Source organism: Aeromonas sp. A35_P (genome assembly GCF_002259925.1).
GTDB classification, from domain to species: Bacteria; Pseudomonadota; Gammaproteobacteria; order Enterobacterales; family Aeromonadaceae; genus Aeromonas; species Aeromonas dhakensis.
This window is the reverse complement of record NZ_NEVB01000108.1, coordinates 1-5730: the sequence shown is the minus strand read 5'-3', so window position 1 is coordinate 5730 and position 5730 is coordinate 1. Positions and strand designations below refer to the sequence as shown.

The window sequence follows — 5730 nt, the reverse complement described above, 5'->3', positions numbered from 1 at the left end:
GTCATAAATGACAATTGTCCAGCTTATCTGAAGTGGCTAGAGTAGCCGTGCGGTTTGACTCACCGTGTGTTCAATACTCCTGTATCTGTTTTTTTGTCAGTAGCACAGAGTGTTAGTTTTGATATGAGTGTTTCTTTTGGTCCCCTCTGCGGGACCATTTTTCTGCCTGTCATTCCGCCATTGCCGTGAGCCTTGCTCCCTCGCCTCCCTCTTGATCCTCATTTTTGGCTGCCACCCTGTCAGGGGCTTGGTGTTCTCGCACCTGTTTGGGTATGCTCGCCCGCTTAATTCCAGAAGCGGGATCTTCGTCCATAGGCGCGCTTCAAGGTTGGCTGATACGATGAAGCCACATGGAAGTTGTCGGGCATACGGAAAGGTACATGAAACTGACCACCCAGCTTGTCTCGTTTATTACCCTGTGCGTCATCGCGGCCATGGCCATGGTGCTGCTTGGCGGGGTGTTCAGCTTTCGCGAGCTGGGCATGGAGCTGCAGCAGAAGAAGGTCGACTCCCTGGTGGAGATCATCGACAAGCAGCTGGAGATCGCCGACGATCATCAGGATCTCACCCGCTGGCTGCCGACCCTGCTGCGCTCGGCCCACGTGGTGGAACTGGAGATCCGCCAGAACAAGCAGCGGATCTACTGGTTTCGCGACGTGCAGCAGCCGACCGACGAGAGCCTGCTGATCCCCTATCACCAGGCCATTCCCCATCAGCCCGACATGCAGGCCGACTTCAAGCTGGAGCGGCCGTTCAAGGAGTTCGAGTACTCCATCAAGGCCATGTCGGGCATCTCCCTCGGCATCTTCATCGTGGTATTCGGCCTCTGGTACTCCATCCGCTGGCTGCGCTTGCAACTGCGCGGGGCCGAGCTGCTGGCGGAACGGGCCCAGCTGATCCTGGACGGCAAGCTGACCAAGCTGGCCCACGATCCGGCCGACGAGTGGCCGCAGTCAGCCAGCCAGGCCCTCGACTATCTGCTGGCCGAACTGGCGGATGCCCGCAAGGAGCGCAGCCGCTTCGACAACTTCATCCGCAGCAATGCCTTCGTCGACAAGATGACCGGCATCGGCAACCGCCTGTTCTTCGACAACCGGCTGGAGAACGCCATCATGGAGGCGAGCGTGATGAGCGGCGGCGTGCTGCTGATCGAGCTGGCCGGGCTGGAGGAGCTGGATCCCGAGCTGAACGGCCGCCAGAGCCAGGATCTGCTGATGGAGGCAAGCGCCTCCATCGCCGCCTTCGTGCGCAAGCACAACGGTGCCCTGCAAGCCCGCTATGCCGGCCAGGTGTTTGCGGTGCTGCTGCCCAACATGTCGGAGAGCGAGATGGTGGATGCCGCTGGCCAGCTGCACAAGAGCCTGCAGCGACTGCACTGGCCCGAGGCGGTCAATGCCGACACCGCCGTCTATCTGGGAGCGGTCTGCTATCAGGCGCAGGATTCCCTGCTCAAGGTGCAGGAGGAGGCGGAGCTGGCACTCAAGAGTGCGCAACTGCAGGGCCACACCGGCTGGTTCCTCTACGAGAAGCAGCTGGACGAGGAGCAGAGCAGCAAGGGCACGGTGCGCTGGCGCACCCTGATCGGCCGGCGCATCGAGGAGCACGGCATCGACTTCTACGTGCAGCCGGTGCAGCAGGAGCGGGATCAGGTGGTGCTGCAGCAGGATCTGCTGATCCGGATCCACGACGAGCAGGGGCGGGAGCTGCAGGCCGGTGTCTTCATGCCGATGGCGGAGAAGGCGGGGCTGCTGCTGCCGCTGGATCGGCTGGTAGCACAGCAGACCCTCGCCCTGCTGCGTCAGCGCTCCGAGCAGAGCTGCCCCATCAGCCTGACCCTCTGTGCCCAGAGCCTGCTGCACCGGGAGTTCCAGCGCTGGCTGTTCTTCGATCTGTTCCAGCTGCCGCGCAGCACCAACGAGCGGCTGATCCTGCAACTCTCCGAGGCCCAGGTGACCCGCCACTACGAGGCGCTCAAGCGGCCGCTGCGGGCACTGCGCATGCTGGGCTGCCAGCTGGCCATCGATCACGCCGGCCAGGATGTGGTGAGCACCCAGTACATCAAGGAGTTCGAGATCAACTTCCTCAAGCTGCATCCCAGCCTGGTACGCGAGATCCATACCCGTCAGGTCAACCAGATGGCGGTGCGCAGCCTGGTGGGGGGCTGTGCCAATACCCGCACCCGGGTCATCGCCGTGGGGGTGGAGAGCGGGGACGAGTGGAAGATGCTGCGCCACCTCGGAGTGCACGCCGGGCAGGGCCCCTGGTTTGCCGAGCCACAGCGACTGGTGCTGGAACCGGCCGGTGCCTGATTAATGCAAGAGAGGGTCGCCCGGGCGACCCTCTCTTTTTGTGGTTCAGCGTGGTGGTTCAGGGCTTGAGTTGCGCCCAGCCGTCCGTCACAGACGCCCTTGCTCTCTCAGTCCCGCCAGCCCCTGCATGCCGCCGGTATGGAGGAAGACGATTTTGCTGCCGCGCGGGATGCGACCCGCCGCCAGTTCGCGAAACAGCCCCCACATCGCCTTGCCGCTGTAGATGGGCTCAAGCGGCAGACCGGTCTCGGCGCTGAAGGCCTGCACCCACTGCCAGAGCGCCGGGCTGAATTTGGCATAGCCGCCATCATGGTGATCCAGGGCAATCCGCCAACCGGGCGTGTCGGCGGCGGCCGGGTGGAGCCGGCACACCTCGTCGGCGATGAAGCTACCCCCCTTGAGCACGGCGATGGCGAGGATCTGCTCGGGATCCCGCTTGCCGGCGATGAGCCCGGCCAGGGTGCCGCCGCTGGCGCAGGGCAACACCCAGAGATCCGGCGAGAAGGGCACCTCGTCGACCAGCTCGGCCACCCCGGGGATGGCCAGCGGGCTGCTGCCCCCCTCCGGCACTATCAGGGTCTCTTCATCCTGGAATTGGTCCAGCCAGGCGGGATCCTGCCGCCGCCGGTAGCTCTGGCGGTCGACAAAAATGAGATCCATGCCCCAGCCTTTTGCCGCGCTCAGGGTGGCGTTGCTGACGGCCTCCGGTTCCCCGCGTATGATGCCGGTAGTACGCAGGCCAGATTGGCACCCGGCCGCCGCCAGGGCATGGATGTGATTGGAATAGGCGCCGCCAAACGAGAGCAGATGGCGCTTGCCTTGCTCCTCGGCATACCGCAGGTGGTACTTGAGCTTGCGCCACTTGTTGCCCGAGATGGCAGGGTGGATCAGGTCGTCCCGTTTGCACCAGAGCTGGACATCATGGGCGTTCAACAGCGGGTGCGAGACAGGTTGCAGCGGCGAGGGCAGCAGGGCCGGTTGCAACGGCAGCAACAAGCCGGATTGGGGCTGGGGTGGCAATGCGTAATCGGTCATTTATCTGGAGGCTAATGCTCTGTTTATGCTAAGGTTTAATCCATTTTTGGCGGCCAGGTGCGGGTTTCAATGAAACAACTTTTCAGACGTTCGACCCCGAGCCGGCAGGTGGGACTCCTGTTGACTGGCGATCGGATCATGCTGGCTTCGCTCGGCAACCAACCCATCTTCGCCACCCGCGCCATCAACGGCCCGCAAGAGTGGTCCCAGGCCATGGGCGAGCTGTTCAGCCGCCACGGCCTCGCCAAGTCTAAGGTGCGAGTCGCCCTCGCGGCCAGCCTTTATCAACAGGTCCAGATCGACAAGCCGGCGGTGCCTGAGGCCGAAATGGCCGGTGCCCTGCCCTGGGCGGTCAAGGATTACGTCAACGAGCCGGTGCTGCAGCTCGCCATGGATTATGTGGACCTGCCCACCCCGCCGGCCGGCCGCGCATCAACGTGATCTGCGTGCCCAAGGCCCGGGTGCAGCAGCTGGCGGATGCGATCAATCAGGTGGCGACCCTGGAAGCCATCGTCAGCGATGAACTGGCGATGACCGCCCTCTATGAACCGGATCAGACGGTGCGCATGCAGCTGTGGCAGCCAAAGGGGCAGGATCTGCAACTGCTGGTGTTCCATCAGGGGGGACTCTGTTTCTCCCGTCAGTTGCGCGGTTTCGGTGCGCTCACCGGCGAGCACGAGCCTGACGCCATGCTGCTCGATTCGCTGGCGCTGGAGATCCAGCGCTCCCTCGACTATCTGGTGGGCCAGCTCAAGCTGCCGGAGCTCGGCCAGATGCAGCTCGCCATCGCCTCGTCCTTCATCGGTACCCTGGTGCGCCACATGGAGCAGACCTTCGGCTTTGCCGTCTCCGCCATGGCCAACAAGGCGATCCTGTCTGGCGTCGAATATCTCTCGGCCTATGCTGCCGCCCTGGGAGGTGAGCAATGAGCACGCTTACCATGTCGGCTGCCATGGCCAACAAGTCCGAATTACTGTCCGGCGTTGAATATCTTTCGGCCTATGCAGCTGCTCTGGGGGAGAATGCCTGATGAAACGTCAGATCAATCTCTATGGCGCCGAGTTTCGGCCCAGACGACAGTGGGCCAGCCTCAACCAGATGGCGCTGGTGTGGGGCGCTTGCGTGCTGGTGCTGCTGTGCGCCGCCGCCGTCATCGGCTGGCAGCAGCACGGGGTCGCGCGCGAGTTGGCCCAGCTGCGGGCTGCGCTGGAGGTCAAACGCGGCGAGGCGCAGCGGCTGGATGCCGAGCTGGCCCGTCACCAGGCCGATGGCCTGCTGCAGCAACAGCTTGTCACCAAGCAGGAGGAGCTGACCGCCAAGCAGGGCCTGATCACACAGCTGGGCAGCCTGGCGCTGCAAAAATCCAGGGGCTATGCCGGGCTGATGGCCGATCTCTCCCGCATCCGGGATCCGCAGCTCTCCTTGCAGCGGATCGAGATTGCCGACGGGCGTGTCAATCTGTCCGGTTTCGCCGGTCGCAGTCAGGACGTGCCGGCCTGGGTCAACCGTTTCAAGCAGACCCCCAGTCTGGCGGGCAAGCAGTTTGGTGAATTGACCTTGAGCCGCGACAAGGAGGGCCGACTGGCCTTCCAGCTCAGCGGCATCGAACGGGAGAAGCCCTGATGAGCCTGAAAGCGCAGTGGCAGGCCTGGGCGGACAAGCTGGCTGCCCTCAGCCAGCGCGAGCGGGTGCTGATCATGCTGACCGGGGTGGTGCTGGTCGGCACTATTGCCACCTATGGCTGGCTGGATGCCGCGACCGTGCGACTGGAGCAGGATCGGCTGGCGCTGAGTTCTGCCCAGCGGGATCTGGAGATCATGGATCTCGAAAACCAGGGCAAGCAGGCCAGGCTGGCGCGGGATCCGGATCAAAACGTGCGCACCCAGCTGGCTGGCGTGGATGAGGAGATCGGCAAGCTGGATGCGGCGCTCAGGGCCCAGACGGTGGATCTGATCCAGGCCCACGAGATGCCGGAAGTGCTGGAGGCGCTGCTGTCGCGCTCCGCCAATCTGCACATGGTGGCGCTTACCTCGCTGGCGCCCGAGCCGCTGATGGCGGGCGAGCAGCGCATCAATCTGTTCAAGCACGGCATCCGCCTCAAGCTGGAGGGCGGCTATTTTGATGTCTACCAGTACCTCAAGGCGCTGGAGGCGCTGCCGCGCCACTTCTACTGGAAGCAGTTTGACCGAGTGCGCGGCAAGCCTCGGCCTTCAGGCCGGGGAAGGATAGCGCGGACGCCGTAGGCGTCCTTTGCGGCGGTCAGTGTGGCGTCTGCTGCTGCTCAATGTACTGGCGGATGATCTCGATAGGCGCACCGCCACAGCTTCCAGCGAAGTAGGACGGCGACCACAGCGCACCGCCCCACAGTTTCTTGCGGATGCTCGGG

At 63.7% G+C, this 5730-nt stretch carries 5 protein-coding genes and 1 pseudogene; 4 read left to right on the top strand and 2 right to left on the bottom strand.

The features are described 5' to 3' along the window. Positions 1-380 precede the first annotated feature (380 nt). Positions 381-2309 carry an RNase E specificity factor CsrD gene (locus tag CAK78_RS07660; RefSeq protein ID WP_176452716.1) on the top strand — a complete coding sequence of 643 codons (1929 nt, stop codon included), beginning with the start codon at positions 381-383 and terminating at the stop codon, positions 2307-2309. 87 nt (positions 2310-2396) lie between these two features. Here the strand turns inward: CAK78_RS07660 and CAK78_RS07655 are convergent, their stop codons facing one another. Beyond that, entirely contained in the window at positions 2397-3344 is a 948-nt protein-coding gene (locus tag CAK78_RS07655) for a 1-aminocyclopropane-1-carboxylate deaminase/D-cysteine desulfhydrase (protein WP_094696898.1), read from the bottom strand. 69 nt (positions 3345-3413) lie between these two features. Here CAK78_RS07655 and CAK78_RS07650 point away from each other — a divergent pair. From CAK78_RS07650 to CAK78_RS07635, 3 genes and pseudogenes are all read left to right on the top strand, one after another. Further along, a pseudogene (locus CAK78_RS07650) lies at positions 3414-4273 on the top strand (MSHA biogenesis protein MshI). 100 nt (positions 4274-4373) lie between these two features. After that, positions 4374-4967, top strand: a complete 594-nt coding sequence (locus CAK78_RS07640) for a PilN domain-containing protein (RefSeq protein WP_094696896.1) — start codon at positions 4374-4376, stop codon at positions 4965-4967. Next, complete coding sequence (locus CAK78_RS07635; RefSeq protein ID WP_094696895.1) at positions 4967-5587, top strand: MSHA biogenesis protein MshJ; 621 nt, start codon at positions 4967-4969, stop codon at positions 5585-5587. The genes CAK78_RS07640 and CAK78_RS07635 overlap by 1 nt, the downstream gene beginning before the upstream one ends. Positions 5588-5603: 16 nt before the next feature. On the opposite strand, the gene CAK78_RS07630 is transcribed toward CAK78_RS07635, so the two are convergent. Continuing rightward, positions 5604-5730, bottom strand: a 127-nt coding sequence (locus CAK78_RS07630) for a transposase (protein ID WP_176452715.1), incomplete at its 5' end; no start/stop codon positions are given.

Excerpts from the sequence above, each read along its gene's own strand:
- CAK78_RS07655 (WP_094696898.1), bottom strand. The coding sequence starts at position 3,344 with ATGACCGATTACGCATTGCCACCCCAGCCCCAATCCGGCTTGTTGCTG.
- CAK78_RS07635 (WP_094696895.1), top strand. The coding sequence starts at position 4,967 with ATGAGCCTGAAAGCGCAGTGGCAGGCCTGGGCGGACAAGCTGGCTGCC.
- CAK78_RS07640 (WP_094696896.1), top strand. The coding sequence starts at position 4,374 with ATGAAACGTCAGATCAATCTCTATGGCGCCGAGTTTCGGCCCAGACGA.
- CAK78_RS07660 (WP_176452716.1), top strand. The coding sequence starts at position 381 with ATGAAACTGACCACCCAGCTTGTCTCGTTTATTACCCTGTGCGTCATC.